The sequence below is a fragment of the Arcicella aquatica genome (assembly GCF_034928825.1).
GTDB classification, from domain to species: domain Bacteria; phylum Bacteroidota; class Bacteroidia; order Cytophagales; family Spirosomataceae; genus Arcicella; species Arcicella aquatica.
In genome coordinates, this window is record NZ_JAYFUL010000099.1 from 1 (window position 1) to 1,439 (window position 1,439).

At 36.1% G+C, this 1,439-nt stretch carries 1 protein-coding gene; it reads right to left on the bottom strand.

The window, feature by feature from the left end; genetic code table 11:
• On the bottom strand, positions 1-1,439 hold a 1,439-nt coding region (locus VB264_RS24960; RefSeq protein WP_323254114.1), incomplete at both ends, for an IS1182 family transposase.

Here is a 1,439-nt window from a genome sequence, read left to right on the forward strand (position 1 = left end):
AGACTTTGATTATTCACAAAGCAAATCAATACCCTATTATTCTTCAATTTTTGAGTAAGGTGTCCAGTCCATTTTCTAAAATTATGCCCAAGAGCCATCAAGCCAAACTCGATATTGACTTTGTCCAAACCTCTTAATGTAAAGCGGTTGAATTTATTATTTGATTTCAATTGCCCAAAAACGGCTTCCACTTCAACGGGGCGTTTACTCCGCTTTTCTATTCCTTCTGGACTCAGTAGTAATGCTCTTGCTTTATTTTTTAGTTCGTTGAGTCTATGATTTACTTCTATTCTTCGATTTGTTTTAGCTTGATAACACATTCCTCTAAGTGGACAACCTTGGCAGTTTTTTGCCTGATAAATACTAACCTGTGACTCATAGCCATTACTACTGATGCGTTTAGAATCACAGACTTTCTCCATTCGTTGCCCCATCGTACAGACATAAAAGTCCTTTTCTTGGTTGTAAAACAAGTTTTGTATCCCAAATGGATTATTCTTAAAACTTCTCTTTTGTTCTTTGTGAAAATAATTGAACTTGACAAAGGCTTCAATGCCATTGCGTTCTAACATTTCATAATTCTCCAGACTTCCATAGCCTGAATCCGCTACTACTTGCTTACTTTGTTTATTATATTTTTGCTTAAAACCCTCTAAATGAGCAGATAAAGTGGTCGTGTCATTGGGTTTCTGATGAATGCTAAAATGGGTAATATATTGATTCTCCGTTGATATTTGGGGATTATAGGCAGGTTTTAATTGCCCATTTCTCATGTGGTCTTCTTTCATCCGCATGAAAGTAGCATCCTCATCGGTTTTACTGAAACTATTCCTATCACCCAAGGTTTGAAGCTGTTGCTCATATTTCTCCAAACGAGGAAGATGCTCCTCTTCAAGCTTTTGAAGCTGTTTTTGAGTGGATTTAGATGATTCTTTTAACTTTTGGTTTATCTCTCCAAGTTTCTGTTTTAGTAGATTAGAATCAACTTTTTGTGGAACTTCCTGTTGATTGGCTTCTTGATTATCCTGTTGGATTTGCTGGTCAATATCTCCCAACACTTTTTTTATCTTCTCCTCCAGTTTAGCCTTATTCTTTTCCACCGAACCACGCCATACAAAAGTATATTTATTGGCAGCCGACTCAATTTTTGTGCCGTCAATATACTGTATATCAAGACTTAATACTTGTAACTCTTGAAGCATTTTAACAACCTCTGCAAATAAATCATGAATATGGTGTTTGAGTTTTTGTCCCCTAAAATTGTTAATCGTTCGAAAATCAGGTGTAGAATTGCCAGAAATCCACATAAAGTGTATGTTTTCATTAAGGGATTTGGCAATCTTGCGACAGGAATAAATATTACTTAAATAACTGTAAAACAGCACTTTTAGCATCATTCTGGGAGCAAAAGCGGTAGTGCCACCTCCTTTGTATTCAGC